Origin of the sequence: Variovorax rhizosphaerae (genome assembly GCF_037889975.1) — a bacterium.
In the GTDB taxonomy this organism is placed as follows: domain Bacteria; phylum Pseudomonadota; class Gammaproteobacteria; order Burkholderiales; family Burkholderiaceae_C; genus Variovorax; species Variovorax rhizosphaerae.
Genome location: NZ_JBBKZT010000002.1, coordinates 224,530 through 242,488 on the forward strand (window position 1 = coordinate 224,530; position 17,959 = coordinate 242,488).

19 protein-coding genes are annotated in these 17,959 nt (G+C 66.8%); 11 read left to right on the forward strand and 8 right to left on the reverse strand.

The window, feature by feature from the left end:
- The first annotated feature begins 24 nt into the window (after positions 1–24).
- From WKW82_RS04895 to WKW82_RS04915, 5 genes are all read left to right on the forward strand, one after another.
- On the forward strand, positions 25–1,056 hold the full coding sequence (locus tag WKW82_RS04895) for a TRAP transporter substrate-binding protein (protein WP_340341125.1): 1,032 nt from the start codon (positions 25–27) through the stop codon (positions 1,054–1,056).
- Positions 1,057–1,174: 118 nt separating this feature from the next.
- On the forward strand, positions 1,175–3,055 hold the full coding sequence (locus tag WKW82_RS04900; RefSeq protein WP_340341126.1) for a TRAP transporter large permease: 1,881 nt from the start codon (positions 1,175–1,177) through the stop codon (positions 3,053–3,055).
- A 43-nt stretch (positions 3,056–3,098) separates the two neighbouring features.
- Positions 3,099–3,938 (forward strand): transketolase, encoded by an 840-nt coding sequence (locus tag WKW82_RS04905; protein WP_340341127.1) that lies wholly within the window; start codon positions 3,099–3,101, stop codon positions 3,936–3,938.
- Positions 3,938–4,939, forward strand: a complete 1,002-nt coding sequence (locus WKW82_RS04910) for a transketolase family protein (RefSeq protein ID WP_340341128.1) — start codon at positions 3,938–3,940, stop codon at positions 4,937–4,939. The genes WKW82_RS04905 and WKW82_RS04910 overlap by 1 nt, the downstream gene beginning before the upstream one ends.
- A gap of 41 nt (positions 4,940–4,980) precedes the next feature.
- Complete coding sequence (locus WKW82_RS04915; RefSeq protein WP_340341129.1) at positions 4,981–5,871, forward strand: NAD(P)-dependent oxidoreductase; 891 nt, start codon at positions 4,981–4,983, stop codon at positions 5,869–5,871.
- 97 nt (positions 5,872–5,968) lie between these two features.
- On the opposite strand, the gene WKW82_RS04920 is transcribed toward WKW82_RS04915, so the two are convergent.
- Both WKW82_RS04920 and WKW82_RS04925 read right to left on the reverse strand, forming a co-directional pair.
- A complete protein-coding gene (locus tag WKW82_RS04920; RefSeq protein WP_340341130.1) occupies positions 5,969–6,871 on the reverse strand; it encodes a DUF808 domain-containing protein in 903 nt (300 codons plus the stop codon).
- A 110-nt stretch (positions 6,872–6,981) separates the two neighbouring features.
- Entirely contained in the window at positions 6,982–7,500 is a 519-nt protein-coding gene (locus tag WKW82_RS04925; protein ID WP_340341131.1) for a GNAT family N-acetyltransferase, read from the reverse strand.
- A 110-nt stretch (positions 7,501–7,610) separates the two neighbouring features.
- On the opposite strand from WKW82_RS04925, the gene WKW82_RS04930 reads away from it, so the two are divergent.
- The 4 genes from WKW82_RS04930 (at position 7,611) to WKW82_RS04945 (ending at position 9,842) form a co-directional block, all read left to right on the forward strand.
- A complete protein-coding gene (locus WKW82_RS04930) occupies positions 7,611–7,760 on the forward strand; it encodes a hypothetical protein (RefSeq protein WP_340341132.1) in 150 nt (49 codons plus the stop codon).
- A gap of 4 nt (positions 7,761–7,764) precedes the next feature.
- On the forward strand, positions 7,765–8,034 hold the full coding sequence (locus WKW82_RS04935) for a VF530 family protein (protein WP_340341133.1): 270 nt from the start codon (positions 7,765–7,767) through the stop codon (positions 8,032–8,034).
- Positions 8,035–8,110: 76 nt separating this feature from the next.
- Positions 8,111–8,422, forward strand: coding sequence for a 2Fe-2S iron-sulfur cluster-binding protein (locus tag WKW82_RS04940; RefSeq protein ID WP_340341134.1), 312 nt, complete (start codon positions 8,111–8,113; stop codon positions 8,420–8,422).
- 112 nt (positions 8,423–8,534) lie between these two features.
- A complete protein-coding gene (locus WKW82_RS04945; protein ID WP_340341135.1) occupies positions 8,535–9,842 on the forward strand; it encodes an MFS transporter in 1,308 nt (435 codons plus the stop codon).
- 104 nt (positions 9,843–9,946) lie between these two features.
- On the opposite strand, the gene WKW82_RS04950 is transcribed toward WKW82_RS04945, so the two are convergent.
- Positions 9,947–11,206: an MFS transporter gene (locus WKW82_RS04950; protein WP_340341136.1), complete on the reverse strand. Its 1,260-nt coding sequence runs from the start codon at positions 11,204–11,206 to the stop codon at positions 9,947–9,949.
- A 210-nt stretch (positions 11,207–11,416) separates the two neighbouring features.
- Between WKW82_RS04950 and WKW82_RS04955 the strand changes: the two genes are divergently transcribed.
- Positions 11,417–12,076, forward strand: coding sequence for an RluA family pseudouridine synthase (locus WKW82_RS04955; protein ID WP_340341137.1), 660 nt, complete (start codon positions 11,417–11,419; stop codon positions 12,074–12,076).
- On the opposite strand, the gene WKW82_RS04960 is transcribed toward WKW82_RS04955, so the two are convergent.
- From WKW82_RS04960 to egtB, 5 genes are all read right to left on the reverse strand, one after another.
- Positions 12,066–12,503 carry a universal stress protein gene (locus WKW82_RS04960; protein WP_213958330.1) on the reverse strand — a complete coding sequence of 146 codons (438 nt, stop codon included), beginning with the start codon at positions 12,501–12,503 and terminating at the stop codon, positions 12,066–12,068. The two genes, WKW82_RS04955 and WKW82_RS04960, sit on opposite strands and share 11 nt — an antisense overlap.
- 402 nt (positions 12,504–12,905) lie before the next feature.
- The gene (locus WKW82_RS04965; RefSeq protein WP_340341138.1) at positions 12,906–13,649 is read right to left on the reverse strand and encodes a 2OG-Fe dioxygenase family protein; all 744 of its coding nucleotides are present in this window, start codon (positions 13,647–13,649) and stop codon (positions 12,906–12,908) included.
- A 41-nt stretch (positions 13,650–13,690) separates the two neighbouring features.
- Positions 13,691–13,972: a DUF427 domain-containing protein gene (locus tag WKW82_RS04970; RefSeq protein WP_340341139.1), complete on the reverse strand. Its 282-nt coding sequence runs from the start codon at positions 13,970–13,972 to the stop codon at positions 13,691–13,693.
- A gap of 45 nt (positions 13,973–14,017) precedes the next feature.
- Positions 14,018–15,001 carry an L-histidine N(alpha)-methyltransferase gene (gene egtD, locus WKW82_RS04975; RefSeq protein WP_340341140.1) on the reverse strand — a complete coding sequence of 328 codons (984 nt, stop codon included), beginning with the start codon at positions 14,999–15,001 and terminating at the stop codon, positions 14,018–14,020.
- Positions 15,002–15,004: 3 nt separating this feature from the next.
- The gene (gene egtB / locus WKW82_RS04980; protein ID WP_340341141.1) at positions 15,005–16,264 is read right to left on the reverse strand and encodes an ergothioneine biosynthesis protein EgtB; all 1,260 of its coding nucleotides are present in this window, start codon (positions 16,262–16,264) and stop codon (positions 15,005–15,007) included.
- A gap of 169 nt (positions 16,265–16,433) precedes the next feature.
- On the opposite strand from egtB, the gene WKW82_RS04985 reads away from it, so the two are divergent.
- A complete protein-coding gene (locus WKW82_RS04985) occupies positions 16,434–17,795 on the forward strand; it encodes an NAD(P)/FAD-dependent oxidoreductase (RefSeq protein ID WP_340341142.1) in 1,362 nt (453 codons plus the stop codon).
- The last annotated feature ends 164 nt before the right edge of the window (positions 17,796–17,959 follow it).

Here is a 17,959-nt window from a genome sequence, read left to right on the forward strand (position 1 = left end):
ACAGCCACGACCAGGAGACAAGACATGACCGAGCCCAAGCTCACCCTTCCGAAGTTCAATCGCAGGCAACTGTTGGCCGCCAGTGCCGCATTGCCGCTCTTTTCCATCCTCTCGCATCGCGCCGACGCGGCCGAGTTCGAACTCAAGTACGCCACCGGCCAGGACCCGACACACCCGGTCAACCTGCGCGCCAAGGAAGCGCTCGACCGCATTCGCGAAGCGACTTCAGGCCGGGTCAATATCAAGCTCTTCCCGGCCAACCAGTTGGGCAGCGACACGGACTTGCTGTCCCAGGTACGCAATGGCTCGGTCGAGTTCTTCAACCTCTCGTCGCTGATCCTGTCGACCTTCGTGCCGGTCTCAGGCATCACCAGCGTCGGCTTCGCGTTCAAGAACTACGACGACGTGTGGAAGGCGATGGACGGCGACCTGGGCAACCACATCCGCGCCGAGATCGCCAAGACGCCGATCTTCACCGTCTCCAAGATCTGGGACAACGGCTTCCGCCACGTCACCTCCTCCGGCAAGGAAATCAAGACCGCGGCCGACCTCAAGGGCTTCAAGGTGCGCGTGCCCGCCGCGCCGCCGCTGACCTCTCTGTTCAAGTCGCTGGATGCCGCGCCCTCGCCCATCAACTTCAATGAGGTCTACACAGCCCTGCAGACCAAGGTGGTGGAAGGCCAAGAGAACCCGCTCGCCATCATCGCGACCGCGCGGCTCTATGAAGTGCAGAAAAGCTGCAGCCTGACCGGCCACGTGTGGGACGGCTACTGGGTGCTCGGCAACAAGCGCGCCTTCGACAAGCTGCCGCAGGACGTGCAGCAGGTCATCAAGCGCGAACTCGACAAGTCGGCCACCGACCAGCGCGCCGACGTGGCCAAGCTCAGCACCAGCCTGATCACGGACCTCAAGTCCAAGGGCATCAACTTCGTCGACGTTCAGCAGGACGACTTCCGCAAGAAGCTCGCGAGCACGGGCTTCTACGGCGAGTGGAAGTCGAAGTACGGCGCTGCGCCGTGGGAACTGCTGGAAAAGGTCTCCGGCAAGCTCGGTTGACCGGCGACATCTCGCGCCGGCAGTGGCCGGGCGGGGTGCTCTTTCACACACATCCTTGAAACGGGAAGCCGCGCGTTGCCGCGCAGGCCCGCGGCCCCCTTTCGCCTGAAAGAAAGCTATGAACATTCCTCAAGATGATCCCGCATTCGCGGTCGACACGGGCAGGCGCGAGCCGATTGCCTGGCTGGAGACCCTGAACAAGGCGCTCGCCACGCTGGTCGAAATCCCGGCAGCGCTGATGGTGCTGGCCGAAGTGGTGGTGCTGCTGATGGGCGTGACCAGCCGCTACCTGCTGCACGAGCCGCTGGTCTGGTCGGACGAACTGGCATCGATCCTTTTCCTGTGGCTGGCGATGCTGGGTTCGGTCGTGGCCTTCCAGCGCGGCGAGCACATGCGCATGACGGCCGTGGTCGGCAAGCTGGAGCCTCGAAAGCGCGCCTTCCTGGACCTGGTCGCCATCGCCTCGGCCATCGCCTTCCTGGCTTTCGTGGTGCATCCGGCCTACGAGTTCGCGCAGGACGAGGTGTATGTGACGACCCCGGCCATGGGCATCGTGAACTCCTGGCGGGCTGCTGCGCTGCCGGTGGGCCTCGGGCTGATGCTGCTGGTCGGCGTGATGCAGATCTTCCGACTGGGGCGGATCAAGGATGCACTGCTGGCCGTGGGCCTCGTCGCCCTCGTCGTCGGCGCGGTCGCGCTGCTTGGGCCGCTGTTCATCAAGCTCGGCAACTTGAACCTGCTGATCTTCTTCGTGTTCGGCGTCGGCGCCATGGTGTTGCTCGGACTGCCGATCGCGTTCGCCTTCGGCCTGGCGACTTTCGGATACATCGCGCTGACGACCTCCACGCCGACGGTCGTCATCGTGGGCCGCATGGACGAAGGCATGAGCCACCTGATCCTGCTCGCGGTTCCGCTGTTCGTGCTGCTGGGCCTGCTCATCGAAATGACGGGCATCGCTCGCGCCATGGTCAACTTCCTGGCCAACTTGCTGGGGCATGTGCGCGGTGGGCTGTCCTATGTGCTGATCGGCGCGATGTACCTGGTGTCGGGCATCTCGGGGTCCAAGGCAGCGGACATGGCGGCCGTGGCGCCTGCCCTGTTCCCGGAGATGCGCAAGCGCGGCGCCAAGCCCGGCGACCTCGTGGCCCTGCTGTCGGCAACGGGTGCGCAGACCGAGACGATCCCGCCTTCCCTGGTGCTGATCACGATCGGCTCCGCGACGGGTGTATCGATTGCGGCGCTGTTCACCGGTGGCCTGCTGCCCGGCGTGGTGGTCGGCGCGACGCTGGCGGCGCTGGTGTGGTGGCGCTATCGGGGCGAGTCGTTGGAGGGCGTTCGCAAGGCGTCGGGTCGCGAGATCGGCAAGTCGCTGATGATTGCGGTTCCCGCGCTGGCCCTGCCTGTGGTGATTCGTGCCGCGGTGGTCGAAGGCGTCGCCACGGCCACCGAGGTGTCCACCATCGGCATCGTCTATGCGATCGTCGCCGGGCTGCTCGTCTACCGGCAATTCGACTGGAAGCGGGTGTATCCGATGCTGGTCAGCACGGCGTCGCTCTCGGGCTCGATCCTGTTCATCATCGGTGCGGCCACCGGCATGGCCTGGGCGTTGACCCAGTCGGGCTTCTCGACGGCGCTGGCCGATGCGATGAAGGCCCTGCCCGGCGGCGCGATCACGTTCATGGCGGTGTCGGTGGTGGCTTTCATCATCCTGGGCTCGGTGCTCGAAGGCATCCCGGCCATCGTGTTGCTCGGCCCGCTGCTGTTCCCGATTGCACGCCAGGTCGGCATCCATGAAGTGCACTACGCCATGGTCGTGACCCTTGCGATGGGCATCGGCCTCTTCGCACCGCCCTTCGGTGTCGGCTACTACGCGGCTTGCGCGATCAGCCGAATCCATCCGAACGAGGGCATGAAACCTATCGTGGGCTACATGGTCGCCCTGTTCATCGGGACGGTCGTGGTGGCTGCGATTCCGTGGATTTCGACAGGCTTCCTCTGATTCCCACCCGCGCTTCCAACATCAACTCAAGCAAGGAAACTCCATGACTGACTTAACCACGCTCCAACAAAGCGCCTACCGCATCCGCCGCTACGCCCTGCGCATGGGCGAAGTCCAGGGCCAGGGCTACATCGGCCAGGCGCTCGGATGGGCCGACGTGCTCGCCGTGGCCTACAAGCACGCGATGACCTACAAGCCTGAGGATCCCGAATGGGAAGGCCGCGACCGCTTCCTGCTCTCGCACGGCCACTACGCCATCGCCGCCTACGCAGCGCTCATCGAAGCCGGGATCATTCCCGAGGACGAACTGGAAACCTACGGCAGCGATGACAGCCGCCTGCCGATGTCGGGGATGGTCACCTACACACCCGGCATGGAGATGTCCGGCGGCTCGCTCGGCCAGGGCCTGCCGATCGCCGTCGGCATGGCGCTCGGCCTGCGCCTGAAGGGCAACCCGGCCTTCGTCTACAACTCGATGTCCGATGGCGAACTCGACGAAGGCTCGACCTGGGAAGCCGCGATGGGCGCTGCCCACCACCGCCTGTCGAACCTGATCTGCCTCATCGACATCAACAACCAGCAGGCCGACGGCCCCTCCGGAAAGATCATGGGCTTCGAGCCGCTGGCCGACAAGTGGGCCGCCTTCGGCTGGCACGTGCAACGCGTCGATGGCAACGACATGCCCGCGGTCATCGCGGCCTTCGATGCGGCCCGCGCGCTGGCGGAAGACAAGCCCCGCGTGATCCTCTTCGACACCTTGATGGGCAAGGGCGTGCCCTTCCTCGAGACCCGCGACAAGAACCATTTCATCCGAGTCGATCCGCCCGAATGGCAACAAGCCATCGGCCATGTCGACAGCACCCAAACCGAAGGAGCCCTGTAATGAACGCCGTGATCGAAAACAAGAAGCCGAGGCTCACCACCTCCGCCATGATTGCCTCCATAGCCAGCGAGGGCCAGCGCGTCACCGCGGCGCCCTTCGGCAAGGCCATGGTCGAACTGGGCCGCCACCGCCCCGAGGTCGTCGGCATGACGGCCGACCTCGCCAAGTACACCGACCTGCACCTGTTCGCCAAGGAGTACCCCGAGCGCTTCTTCCAGATGGGCATGGCCGAGCAGTTGCTGATGGCGGCCGCGGGCGGCATGGCCAAGGAAGGCTTCATCCCCTTCGCAACGACTTATGCCGTGTTCGGCACCCGCCGCGCCTATGACTTCGTGCACCAGGTGATCGCCGAGGAGAACCTCAACGTCAAGATCTGCTGCGCGCTGCCGGGCCTGACCACCGGCTACGGACCGAGCCACCAGGCGACGGAAGACCTGGCCTTGATGCGCGGCATCCCCGGCCTGACCATCATCGACCCGTGCGACGCGCTCGACATCGAGCAGGCCGTGCCGCAGATGGCCGACCACCAGGGCCCCGTCTACATGCGCCTGCCGCGCGGCAACGTTCCGCTGGTGCTCGACGAGTACGACTACAAGTTCGAACTCGGCAAGGCCAAGCTGATCCGTGACGGCAACGGCGTGCTGGTGATTTCCAGCGGCTTCATGACGATGCGCTCGCTGGAGGTCGCGGACAAGCTCAAGGCCGATGGCATCGACGTCGCCGTGCTGCACGTACCGACGATCAAGCCGCTCGACGAGGCGACCATCCTGGCCGAAGTCCGGCGCCTGGGACGGCTCGTCGTGGTGGCCGAGAACCACTCGGTGATCGGTGGTCTCGGCGAGGCGGTCGCGGGCCTGTTGATGCGCTCGGGCGTCACGCGGCCGTTCCGCCAGATCGGCTTGCCCGATGCGTTCCTGGATGCCGGCGCGCTGCCGACGCTGCACGACAAGTACGGCATCTCCACGGAGGCGATGGGCAAGCAGATCAAGGGCTGGCTCTGAGCCCGGTCTCGTCGACCATGACGCGCAGCCTCGAGCCCTCAATGGACACGCACCTCAACACCAGGACCAAAGTCGGCCTCATCGGCCTCGGCGCCATGGGCTGCGGCGCCGTCGGCAACCTGCTGGCCAAGGGCTTCGAGGTGGTGGGCTGCGACGTGCGTCCGGACGCGCTCGACTGGCTGCAGGCACAGGGCGGCACGCCCGCCAGTTCGCTGGCGGAGATGGCGGCCCAGGTCCGCATCGTCGTGTGCTTCGTCGTCAATTCGGCGCAGACCGAGGCGGTGCTGTTCGGCGAGGGCGGGCTGGTCGGTCAACTGCCGGCCGGTGCCGTGTTCATCGCCTGCAGCACCATGGACCCGGGCTACGTACGGGCGCTCGAGGCGCGCTTGTCGGCGCACGCGATCTCGCTGATCGACGCGCCCGTCACGGGCGGCGCGGTCGGCGCCGCGCGCGGCACGCTGACGATCATGGGCTCGGGCACGCCGGAGGCCTTCGAGTTCGCGCGCCCGGTGCTCCAGGCCTTCGGCGCCACCGTGCATTGCCTCGGCGCGGCGGGCAACGGCGCGCAGATGAAGGTCTTGAACCAGCTGCTGTGCGGCGTGCACCTGGCCGCCGCGGGCGAAGCGCTGGCGCTCGCGAAGCGACAAGGCCTGCCACTCGACCTGACGCTGGAAATCCTCAGCAGCGGCGCGGCCGGCTCCTGGATGCTGGCGGACCGCGGGCCGAGGATGATCGCGGGCCAGTTCGACAACGTGACCTCGGCCGTCGACATCTTCGTCAAGGACATGTCGCTGGTGCTCGACGCCACGCGTGAGTCGCGCTTTCCGGCCGCGCTCGCGCATGCGGCGTACCTCGCCTTCCTTGGCACCACGGCACGCGGCCTGGGCGCGCAGGACGATTCCGCCGTGACGACGAACTACGAGCTCACTTGAGAAGGCGCGGGCCGAGCCCGCATCGTCGCGCCTGGTGGCGTGCAACTGTCGATTCGCGAGTGACAGCCGGCACTCGTGAATTGGCTGTTGCAAGCCACTATTTCTTCAACACCTTCTTCACACCCTCGACTCCTGCCAGCACGACCGCCCCGGCCACGATGCCGACCACCGCATCTGCCACCATCGAGAGCAGCGTTCCACCGATCCCGCCAATGCCCGCAGCCCACGCCTCGACCGCATGCCCCGCAGCGGGCACGCCATGGATCAGGATCGAGCCGCCCACCAGGAACATCGCGGCCGTCCCGGCCACCGACAAGGCCTTCATCAGCCAGGGCGCGAATGCGAGCAGCCCGCGGCCCAGCGCCCGTTGCGCCGCACCCGCGCGTTGGCTCAGCCACAGGCCCGCGTCGTCAAGCTTGACGATGCCGGCCACCAGGCCATACACGCCCACGGTCATGAGGAGCGAGATGCCGACCAGCACCGCCACCTTCGACGAGAAAGGCTGGTCCGCCACGGTGCCCAGCGTGATGACGATGATCTCGGCGGACAGGATGAAGTCGGTGCGAACCGCACCCTTGACCTTTTCCTTCTCGGCCGCGACCACGTCGACCGCCGGGGTGGCGATGGCGTCGACGTGTTGCCTGACCTCGGCCTCGTGCTCCGCCTTGTGCAGGTACTTGTGCGCGAGTTTCTCCACGCCCTCGAAGCACAGGAACGCACCCCCGACCATCAACAGCGGAATCACCGCCCAGGGCAGGAACGTGCCGATCAGCAAGGCCAGCGGCACCAGGATCGCCTTGTTGATGAAGGAGCCCTTGGCCACCGCCCACACCACCGGCAGTTCGCGGTCGGCCTTGACGCCGGACACCTGCTGCGCATTCAGCGCCAGGTCGTCGCCGAGCACGCCGGCGGTCTTCTTGGCCGCCACCTTGGTGAGCACGGCGACGTCGTCGAGCACCGTGGCAATGTCATCCAGCAACAGGAAAAGGCTCGCAGCCATCAGCAACGCTCCAGCAGGTAATTCATCAGGGCTTGGCCAACGCCAGCGTCAGCAGCCGGACAGCGGCAAGCCGAAGCAGTCCGGGGCGGCAATCGCGGTACGCATGCGCATCAGGCGACGCTGCGCTTGAGGCGGACTTCCTCGATCTTCACACCGCCGACGGAAGTGGTCCGGGCGGTCTTCATCTCGCGCTTGAAACCGGCGAGTTCATGGAACCGGATCGCACGGTCGTTGCGCAGCGGCACCCAGACGGTGACGCTGGTGCAGCCTTCTTCCTCGAGGCCTTCGCGCGCGGCGTCCCACAGCGCGACGCCCACGCCCTTGCCCCAGTGCTCGGGCTTGACGTAGATGGCCCAGATCTCGCCGGCCGTGGACGGGGTCTTGGGGTCGCGGGAACGGTCAAAGCCGACGAAGCCGACGACCTGGCCGTCGAGTTCGGCCACGTGGACCTGGGGCTCGCTGAACTCGATGGCCTCGCGCCACTTGGCCTCGCGCGTCGCCGGCGCCAGCGCTTTCAACTGGTCTTCGGGCAGCAGGCCTTCATAGGCGGCGCGTGCGGCGGCGGCATGGACTTCGGCGACGGCGCGGGAATCGCTCATCTCGGCGGGACGGACTTGGTAATCGGACATGGATCGAACATCAAACGGAATCGGGGCGCTATTGTCGCTGCGCGCTCAGGGCCACGCGTTGCCCTAAACTGATTCCCTTCTTATCCCTCGCATCCGGAATGGAGTTCGTCATGGCCAAAGGTCAGCAAAAGAGCAACAAGGAATCGAAGAAGCCGAAGAAGGACACTTCTCCTCCCAAGGCACCCGCTGTCGGCGGTGAACTGGTGCGACCTACCGTCACCACCTCAGTGATCCCGCGCGGCAAGCTCAAGAACAAGTGAGCCAGTGAGCGAATTGCCGCCCGCCCAGCCGCGCAATCCGCTGCACGGCCTGACGCTGGAAGCCATCGTCACCGCGCTGGCGGACCACTACGGGTGGGAAGACCTGGGCCAGCGCATCCCGGTGCGCTGCTTCACCCATGACCCGAGCGTCGGGTCGAGCCTCAAGTTCCTGCGCAAGACGCCTTGGGCGCGGGAAAAGGTGGAGGGCCTCTACCTCTTCATGCTGCGCGACATCCGCCGCAACCGACTGGCCGAGCCCGGCGACAGCCATTGAGCGCCGCGCAGGACCGCCCCAGGCAAGCTCGCAGGCCCTCGGGGGGCAGCGAGGACCGCCGAGCGTGGGGGCCGCAATGAACACAGAAAACCCTGCACCACCACGCTGGACGGTGCGCATCGAGCCGGCCGGCTATGCCTTCGAAGCCATGCCCGGCCAGACCCTGCTGCGCGCCGCGCAACAGGCCGGCGTGGAACTCCCCAGTTCATGCCGCAACGGCACCTGCCGCACCTGCCTGTGCCGCATGGTCGAAGGCACCATCCGCTACCAGATCGATTGGCCCGGCGTCAGCGTCGACGAAAGGGACGAGGGCCTGATCCTGCCCTGCGTGGCCGAGCCCACCAGCAACGTCACGCTCGACGTGCCTCTCGCCTACCAGTTCCTGTAGCCGCACTGCCTGCAAAAGCCCCTTGCGTTTGTACGTGCAAGGGCTATCGTGGAGACCGGTCAGTCGCCTGACCGAAGCCCATCCAATTCACGACAAAGTCAGGGAGACGGTCATGGAATCGATTGAACGCCAGGTCATGGCGAAGGTATCTTGGCGGCTCGTGCCGTTCTTGATGTTCTGCTACTTCATCGCGTACCTCGATCGCGTGAACATCGGCTTCGCCGGTGCCAGCATGAGCAAGGACCTGGGCCTCACCGCGGCCGCATTCGGCGGGGCGGCCGGCATCTTCTTCGTGGCGTATTTCTTCTTCGAGGTGCCCAGCAACCTGATGCTCGAGCGCTTCGGCGCGCGCAAGTGGATCGCCCGCATCATGTTCACCTGGGGCATCATCACCGGCGCGCAGGCCTTCGTCACCGGCGAGACCTCGCTCAACATCGTGCGACTGCTGCTGGGCGTGGCCGAGGCCGGCTTCTTCCCCGGCATCATCTTCTATCTCACGCTCTGGTTTCCGTCGGCGTATCGCGCACGCATCTGCGGGCTGTTCATGTTCGCCATCCCGATCTCGACCGTGATCGGCGCACCCATCTCCGGCCTCCTGCTCAACCTCGACGGCATGGGCGGCCTGCATGGCTGGCAGTGGATGTTCATCATCGAGGCGCTCCCGGCGGTGCTGCTGACCTTTGCTGTCCTCTACTACCTGACGGACCGTCCGAAGGAAGCCAAGTGGCTGACGACCGAAGAGAAGGCGTGGCTGCAACGGCGCCTCGACGACGAACGCGCCAACCGCGAAAGCGCGCACCACATGTCGTGGAAGCAGTCGCTCATGAACCCGCGCGTGATCGCATTCGGCTTCCTCTACATGGCGGCCGTGATCCCGCAGTACGGCCTGAGCTTCTTCCTGCCGCAGATCGTCAAGGCCTTCGGCGGGCTGGGCAACATCGAGATCGGCCTGATCACTTCCCTGCCCTACGCGGTGGGTTCGATCGGCATGATCCTCTGGAGCCGCCATTCCGACACCACCGGCGAGCGCAAGTGGCACACGGCCATTCCGCTGATGTTCATCGTGGTGGGCCTGATCGCCGCGGCGATGGCACCCAGCGCGGCGACGAAGATGCTCTGGCTCTGCGTGGCAGGCTTCGGCTTCTTCGCGGTGCTGCCGGTGTTCTGGACCCTGCCCACGGCCTACCTCAGCGGCGCGGCGGCCGCGGCCGGCATCGCGGCGATCAACTCCATCGGCAACCTGGGCGGCTTCTTCGGTCCCAAGATCTTCGGCATCCTGAAAGACAGCACCGGCAGCGACAACGCCGGCCTGTACTTCCTGGCCGGCTGCGCCGTGGTGGGCATCGTCATCGTGCTGACCCTGGGCCACAACCCGGCGTTGGAGCGCGCGGGGGCAGTACGACCCGCGCCGGTTCGCTGAACTGAACGCCCTCGTTCCTGGCGTGCGGTCTCGCAAACTGCCGCGCGGCTGTTTGCACGGCAGGAATGGCCCCAGAACCTCGGCGCCCTTCGCGGGCGCCGGCGCTATTTTCCTGACGACTTCGCGTCCGGAGTGGCGACGATCCGGTCGCGCTTGGCAAGCGACGGAAACAGCCACAGCCAGCCCACTGCGACCATCACGGTGCCCACGCCACCCAGCACCACCGAGCCCACCGGCCCGATCAATGCAGCGGTCGCGCCCGATTCGAATTCGCCGAGCTGGTTACTGGCGCCGATGAAGATCGAGTTCACCGCGCTCACACGTCCGCGCATCTCGTCGGGCGTCTCCAACTGCACCAGCGTCTGCCGGATCACCACGTTGACCATGTCCGCCCCACCCGACACCGCCAGCGCCAGCAGCGACACGATGAAGCTCTGCGAAATGCCGAACACGATCATGCAGACGCCGAAGGCCGCCACCGCCGCCAGCAGCGTGCGGCCCACGTTGCGCTCGATGGGCCGGCGCGTCAGCGCGATCGAGGCCAGCAGCGCACCCACGGCGGGCGCACCGCGCAACAGGCCCAGGCCCCACGGCCCCGTGTGCAGGATGTCCTTGGCATAGATCGGCAACAGCGCCACCGCGCCGCCCAGCAGCACCGCGAACAGGTCGAGCGAAATCGCACCGAGCACCGTCTTGCGCCGCCAGATGAAGTCCACCCCCGCGAACAGCGTCTGCAGCGTCACCGGCGCCTTGGGCGGCGGCGCATGGGCATAGCGCAGGCGAGCCACCAGCACGCCGCCCGCGACGAACAGCAGCATGCAGGCGCCATAGACCACGCTGATCCCGGCCACGAACAACAGCCCGCCAATGGCCGGCCCCGCGATGATCGCGCCCTGCGTGCCGGCCGAGCTGAAGGCCATCGCGCGCGGCAACATGATCGGCGGCACGAGCATCGGCGTGAGCGCCTGCTGGGCGGGCATCTGGAAGGCCCGCACCGCGCCCAGCACCAGCGACAGGCCCAGCAGCAGCCCGCGCGAATCGAGTTGAAGGTGGCCGGCGACCAGCAATGCCAGCGCCACCAACGCTTGCACGGAAAGGCAGGCGGCCACGATGCGCCCCCGGTGATGCCGGTCGACGATATGGCCCGCATAGAGCGCCAGCAACAGCGCCGGCACGAACTGGAAGAGGCCGACCAGCCCCAGGTCCCACGCGCTGCTGGTGAGGTCGTACATGTGCCATCCGATGGCCACCATCAGCATCTGCGTGCCGGCCGTGCCGAACAGGCGCGACATCCACATGTGCATGAAGGGCCGCTCGCGCGTGAGGTCGGAAAATCCAGGGGCGGCGGCTTGGGACTCGGGCATCGCTTCGAGGATAGCCGACGGGCCGCGCGCCAGGAGACTCTGATCAAGTCGGCCGCGAGGCCGCGCGCCTCGGGTCGGGATGGGATGCAAGGCGCAACCCGCAGCCATAGCCGAAGCTATGGCGAAGAGTTGCAACGCCGCAGACCGCCCGAGCCGAGGATGCGCGGTCCGCGGAGGACTTGATCAATCTCTCCCTACACTGATCGCCCGATGATTTCCCTCGCTCATGAAACGCACGACACGGTCCGCGCCATCCACGAGGACGAGCACCTGCTCGTCCTCGACAAGCCCGCCGGACTGCTTTGCGTGCCCGGCCGCGGCCCGGACAAGCAGGACTGCCTGAGCGCCCGCGCCCAGCAACGGTGGCCCGACGCGCTCATCGTGCACCGGCTCGACATGGCGACCAGTGGCCTGCTGCTGATGGCCCGCAGCGCCGCGATGCAGCGTGCATTGGGCGATGCCTTCGCGGAACGCCGCGTCGACAAGCGCTACGAAGCGGTAGTCGACGGGCTGTTGCCGGTGTCAGCGGACTGGGCCTTGATCGATGCCCCGCTGATCGCCGACTGGCCGCGCCGCCCCTTGCAGAAGATCGATGCGGCGGGCAAGCCGAGCCAGACGCGCTGGCGCGCACTGCGTCAACTCGACGACGCCACGCATGTGGAACTGGAGCCGCTCACCGGGCGCTCGCACCAGTTGCGTGTGCACCTGCTGTCGATCGGCCATCCGATCCTCGGCGACACGCTGTATGCGAGCGAAGCGGTGATAGCCCGTGCGCCTCGCCTCCTCCTGCATGCGACATCGGTGGCCTTCACGCACCCTGCGACGCAGCAGCAGATGCGCTTCGAAAGCCTCGTGCCGTTCAGGTCTTGACGACGAGGACGGGCATATGCGCGTCCTGCAACACGCGCTGCGTCACGCTGCCGAGCAGCAACTTCTCGATGCCCGAGCGCCCGTGCGAGCCCATCACGATCAGGTCGGCACCGATGGCATGGGCGGTGTCGGTGATGCCTTCATGCACCACATGCCCGTCGATGACACGCTGGTCGCTGTGCAGGCCCTCGGCCGCGAGCGCAGCCACGCCGCGGGCGAGCGCCGCATTGGCGCTGGTGGTGGCTGCGGCGAGATACTCGTTCTGGCCCAGCGCATAGTCCGCGCCCACGCCGATGAAGGGGTAGTTGTCGATCACGTGGATCAGCGTGATGCGGCTGCCAAAGGCCAGCGCGAGCGCACTGGCCTTGCTGACCGCGGTCATCGACGTTTCGGAGCCATCGATCGGAACCATGATGTGATTGAACATGACCACCTCTCCTTCTTGCATGCGGTGCGCAAACCAATTTAACGTGCGTCGGGCAGAAAGACTGTAGGACCGGGACAGCAAGCCCACAAGCCCGGCCAACCCTCAAGCAAGCAATTTGGAGGCCCGTGCCAGCCATGGATCGAGCGTTCGTGGATACGGGCGCCGAAGGCAAGAAGATTTCGCGGCGAAGGCGCCAGCCAGGAGACCGGTTCCCGGGGCTAAACCGTGCACCGGCATGGCGACAACGAAGTTGCGGCAGGGGGCCGACAGGTTCGGAAGCGCTTGCCAGGCCGGCGCGCGGTCCGCCGAAGGCCGCGAGCGGCATGCCGCCGCCGATGACCTTGCCGAGCACGGGCGCCAGCACTTCAAGCCTGCGATCGGCGGCCGGCCAGATTCACACTTTCAAATGCCGTCGCCTTGAAACGCGCCGGCCCGGCAGGTCAGGACCAGCGTGTCGCGCCAGCCGCCATGGTTCTCGTTCCAGGGCTGGATCGGCGTGGACTCGTGGATGACGCGGGCATCGTCGAGCAGCAGCAGGCTCCATGGCTGGGTCATCGTGAAGCGTTCGCCGCGCCGGCCGCTGGCCTCGAACACGCGCGTCTCGCCGCCCTTGACGTTGTGCCTTCCGATCAGTGCCACGGCCACCAGGTCGACACCGTCCCGGTGCGCACCCTCTGGCGTGGGCCGGCCGATGCCGCCTGCGGTGTCGATGCGGAACTGGTGCGCTTCCATGTACCAGGTTTGCCCGCCGCGCAAGGTGCTGGCGGCACGGGCCACGCTCAACATCAGGTGCTGCCACGCCGGCTGCACCAGCGTGTGCGCCTCCATCGGCGCGAACCAGCGCTGCATGCCGCCATGCAGCGCGTTGTATTCGACCGACTGCCAGTGGGCGCGATGCGGCACCAGGTGCAGCACGTCGCTCTCCACGGTGAAGCAGGCATGACGGCGCTGCCGATAACGCCCGCCGTCCTTCAGGTAGTCGTCGGGCGGCAGGTTGTCCCAGTCCGGATGCATCGCGTCGAGTTCGTCGAGCGAGTGGCCGATCCATTCGGCCACGGCCTGTGGATCGAGGACGGCGTAACCGTCTTCGCGCAGTGCGGTGTCGAGCTGCGCGGGCGAACAGAAGCGGGGTGCGAAGTCGGTCATGGGCGCGGACTCCCACGCCTGTTCATGTCTTGGCGGCACATCTACGCCGAAACCTTCACGCCCTTCCAGAACGCCACGCGGTCGCGAACTTCTTCGGCCTCGGGCTTCGGGTCGGCGTAGTACCAGGCGGCATCGGCGTTGAGCTCGCCGTTGACGAGCAGCGAGTAGTAGTTGGCCGAGCCCTTCCAGGCGCAGGTGGTGCGGTGATTGCTGAAGGTGACGAAGTCGCGGTTGAGCGCGCTCATCGGGAAGTAGTGATTGCCTTCGACCACGACGGTGTCGTCGCTCTCGGCGATGACGGCGCCGTTCCAGATTGCTTTCATTGACCAGATTCTCCGGGGACATCCCGCAACGCGCGGGGCAACCGATTATTGTGCCGTTGCGACGGGCAGCCAGTGCACGCTGAACAGCCGGTCCGCATCCGTCCACACCGGCCCGATGCCGAAGCCCGCCTTCACGGCGAGCGTGCGCAGTCCGTCGATGCTGAACTTGTGCGAGTTCTCGGTGTGGATGGTCTCGCCTTCGGCAAAGGTGAAGCGCTCGCCGAGCAGGCTCACCGCATGGGCGCGCTTGCTGACCAGGTGCATCTCGACGCGCTGCAGCGGCGCGTTGTAGAAGGCCGCATGGGTGAAGTTGCCGGGGCTGAAATCCGCACCCAGTTCGGCGTTGGCGCGGTGCAGCAGGTTGACGTTGAAGGCCGCGGTCACGCCCTGCGCATCGTTGTAAGCCTCGTGCAGCAACGCCGGGTCCTTGATCAGGTCCACGCCCAGCAACAGGCCGCCGCCGCGCAGCATGCGCGCGGCGCTTTGCAGGAAGGCGAGTGCCTCCTCGGGGCTGAAGTTGCCGAGTGTCGAGCCCGGAAAGAAGCCGACGCGGCGGCCACCCACCGTCTCTGGCGAAGGCAGCGCAAAGCGGCGCGTGTAGTCGGCCACGATGGGCACGACTTCCAGGCCCGGATAGTCGGCCCGCAGCCGTGCCACGGCCCCTTCCAGGTGCTCGCCCGAGATGTCGATGGGCAGGTAGCGCCTGGGCGTTTCCAGCGCATCCAGCAGCAGGCGCACCTTGGTCAGCGAACCCGCGCCGAATTCGACAATCTCGGCCGCCGGCCCGATGTGGTTGGCGATCTCCGCGGCGCGGTCGGTGAGGATGCGCAGTTCGGTGCGCGTCGGGTAGTACTCCGGCAACCCGCAGATGCGATCGAACAGCGCCGAGCCGGCGCCATCGTAGAAGTACTTGGGCGGAATGCTGCGCGGCCTGCTGGCCAGGCCCGAAAGCATGTCCTGCGCAAAGTCGGACAGGGGCTGCTCCTGGCGAGCCGACAGCGAATCGATGTTGAACGATGGATTGCGCATGTCTTAGAGCCCCCGCGCGAGCCTTAGCCCGGTGAACTGCCAGCGCGCGGCCGGCGGAAAGAAATTGCGATAAGTCGAGCGCGCATGCCCGTCCGGCGTGGCCGAACTACCGCCGCGCAACACCAGTTGCCCGACCATGAACTTGCCGTTGTATTCGGCCGCGATGCCGGGCAGCGGGCGGAAGCCCGGGTACGGGTCATAGGACGAACGCGTCCACTGCCAGGCATGCCCGGTGAGCTGCCGAATGCCGGGCAGGCTGCTTGCGGCCTCCCATTCGAATTCGGTAGGCAAGCGCGCGCCGGCCCACTCGGCATACGCGGCGGCTTCGTAGAAGCTCAGTTGCGCCACGGGCGCCTCGGGCTCCAGCGCGCGCAAGCCATGCACACCGAACACATGCCAGCCCGATGCATGGCCGGCGCCATGGCCACGCAGCGCCAGGCGCGGATCGTCGGGCGCCAGCCAATAAGCCGGGCAATGCCAGCCCTGCGCCTGCACCGCGGCCCAGCCATCCGAGAGCCACAGCTCGGGCCGCTGATAGCCGCCATCGGCAATGAATTGCGCATAGTCGCCGCAGCTGACCAACCGGTCCGCGATCTCGAAGGGCCGCAGCAGCACCTGATGGCGCGGCGTCTCGTTGTCGAAGCAGAAGCCCTCGCCCGCGTGGCCGACTTCAGCCAGACCACCCGCATGAGGCAGCCACCGCACCGGCGCCGGCACGGCGGCCAGCCGCAGCGCCGGACCGGATGCAGAGCGGTACGCCGGCAACATCGGGTTGCACGACAACGCATGGAGGATGTCGGTCACCAGCAGTTCCTGGTGTTGCTGCTCGTGGTGCAGCCCCAGCATGACGATCCCCTGGATCTGCGGCCATGCGCCCGCGCCCGGCTGGCCAATCAGCGCCTCCACGGCCTCGTCCACGTGGGTGCGATAGGCACGCACCTCGTCCACCGAAGGCCGCGTCAGCAAGCCCCGCTGCGGCCTGGGATGGCGCGGTCCCAGGGCCTCGTAGTAGGAATTGAAGAGGTAGTGAAAGCGCGTATCGAATGGCTGGTAGCCGCGGGCATGCGGCTGCAGCAGCACGGTCTCGAAGAACCAGGTGGTGTGGGCCAGATGCCATTTGGTCGGGCTGGCGTCAGGCATCGACTGGATGCACTGGTCCTCGGGCGACAACGGCGCCGCCAATGCGAGGCTGTGGGCACGCACGGCACGGTACTGCTGGCGCAGGGTGTCGGCCGCCTGCGCGAGCGGGCTGTCCGGATTCATGCAGTCTCCATCGCGGGCAAAGCGTGTTTGTAGCCGATCAGCGCGATCGATGCGCGTAGGACAAATTCGTTCAGGCGCCGGGACCGTCTCAAAACCTTTGACCTACACCTGTCAAATCGTCCGCGCAACGCAGGCTGAACCCCCTGAAGCGACATGGATAATCAGCCGCATGAGCACTCCGTCCTCCCCCACTGCCCGTCCCCATATCGTCATCATCGGCTGCGGCTTCGGCGGGCTCGAAGCGACACGGGCACTGCAGCGTGCGGATGTCGACATCACCGTGATCGAGCGCACCAACCATCACCTGTTCCAGCCCCTGCTGTACCAGGTGGCCACGGCCGGCCTGGCGGCGCCTTCGATCTCGGCGCCCGCTCGCACCCTGTTTCGAAACCAGCGCAATGTCACGACGCTGATGGGAGAAGTCAGCGGCTTCGCGCCAGCCACGCGCGAGGTGATCCTGGCCGACGGCCATCGCATCGTCTACGACCACCTGGTGGTTGCCGCCGGCACCACGCACAGCTATTTCGGGCACGACGACTGGGCCGCCCACGCGCCCGGACTGAAGACGCTGGCGGACGCTTTCACCGTGCGCGGCAAGGTGCTCTTCGCCTTCGAGGCGGCGGAGCGAGAATCCGACCCGGAAAAGCGCCGCGCCATGCTCACGTTCTGCGTGATCGGCGCGGGACCGACCGGTGTCGAGATGGCCGGCACGATGGTGGAAATCGCGCGGCACACGTTGAAGGGCGAGTTCCGCCACATCGACCCGGCCGACTCGCGGGTGCTGCTGATCGAGGGAGGCTCTCGCGTGCTGCAAGCCATGCCGGAAAGCCTGAGCCACAAGGCGCAGGTGCATCTGGAGGAATTGGGCGTCGAGGTGCAGCTGGGTGCCAAGGTCACCGCCATCGATGCCAACGGCCTGAGCTTCCAGACCGGCGGCGGGGCGGACGGCACGCCCGCCAACGTGCAAAGGATCGACAGCCATTGCGTGGTGTGGGCCGCAGGCGTGACCGGGTCGCCGCTGGGACGCGGCCTGGGCGAAGCGCTCGGCATGAGCGTCGACCGTGCCGGCCGTCTCAAGGTCGAACCCGACCTGAGCCTTGCCGGCCACCCCGAGATCAGCGTGGTGGGCGACCTGGCCGCCGCCATGAGCTACCACAAGGGCAAGGAGCCCAAGCCGGTGCCCGGGGTGTCGCCGGGCGCCAAGCAGATGGGCCGCACTGCGGCGGCCAACATCCTGCGCCGGCTCAACGGCCAGCCGACCGAGCAGTTCCGTTACGCCGACTACGGCAACCTGGCCACCATCGGCCGCAACGCCGCCGTGGTCGACCTGAGCACGCCGCTGGGCCCGTTGCGATTCAGCGGCCGCATGGCCTGGCTGTTCTGGCTGTTCGCACACGTCTACTTCCTGATCGGCTTTCGCAACCGGCTGATCGTGCTGATGGACTGGGCCAGCGCCTATGGCACTTACCAGCGCAGCGCGCGCGTGGTTCCCGAGACGCTGCCCGAGCATCGGCCCGCAAACCACACCTGATCCACTGCCGCCCCAACCGCCTGCGGCTCGCCCGGTGCAGGTTGCCGCCCCCGCGCCGGCACGGGCGGAGCGGCGCGGTCGCCTGCCTGTCAATGCAGGGCGAATTTTCTGCCGCTGACGCAGAAGTTTCCTGCCGACGCAACGCCAGTTGCCTGCATCGGAGA